Annotated in this window: 1 protein-coding gene; it reads right to left on the bottom strand. The window is 49.2% G+C overall.

Annotated elements, in window-relative coordinates:
• Positions 1-90 precede the first annotated feature (90 nt).
• Positions 91-360 (bottom strand): type II toxin-antitoxin system YafQ family toxin, encoded by a 270-nt coding sequence (locus AC3DE3_RS17185; RefSeq protein ID WP_488370834.1) that lies wholly within the window; start codon positions 358-360, stop codon positions 91-93.
• Positions 361-500: the final 140 nt, after the last annotated feature.

Below are 500 nucleotides of genomic sequence, written 5' to 3'. Positions count from 1 at the left end.
ACCACCCGCACTTTATGATTTTCCCGGGAGAGAGCGTCGAAGTGATGGAATGTCTCAAGATGCCGGGGATGTAATAACCAATACTGTTTTTCAATCGAATAGATCTGTGTGTGTTCCGGTGCGAGCGAGTTGCACAGTGGTGTTGTTGAAATCGTAGATCAGTAGCCAATCCGGTTCGATGTGACATCCCCAAAATCCTTCCCAATCGCCGGTGAGTTTGTGGGGACGAGCGCGAATAGGTAGCGGTTCGTCCATACGCAGCATCGTCACAATATCTTCAAGTTTTGTACTATCCCAGCCGCGCTTCTCGACCCGCTTCAGATCCTTCCGAAACGAGCGAAGGAGTTCGAGATCTTTCATCAAAGGATTCTAGCGTTCTCGGCGCAACGTATCGAATATTTCTTTTGTGCTTCCTGTGTATATCTTTCCTTTGCCAGCGTGCAAGTCTCGGATGGCTTTACGCGTTTCCTTGTTCGGTATCCGAACTTCAAAGGGGAGGC

This window comes from Dietzia sp. IBK-p2-16D, from assembly GCF_057773085.1.
This window is presented reverse-complemented; position numbering and strand designations above follow the sequence as displayed.

What these genes read in the sequence shown, in the direction of transcription:
- AC3DE3_RS17185 (WP_488370834.1), bottom strand. Translation starts at nt 360, where the DNA reads ATGAAAGATCTCGAACTCCTTCGCTCGTTTCGGAAGGATCTGAAGCGG.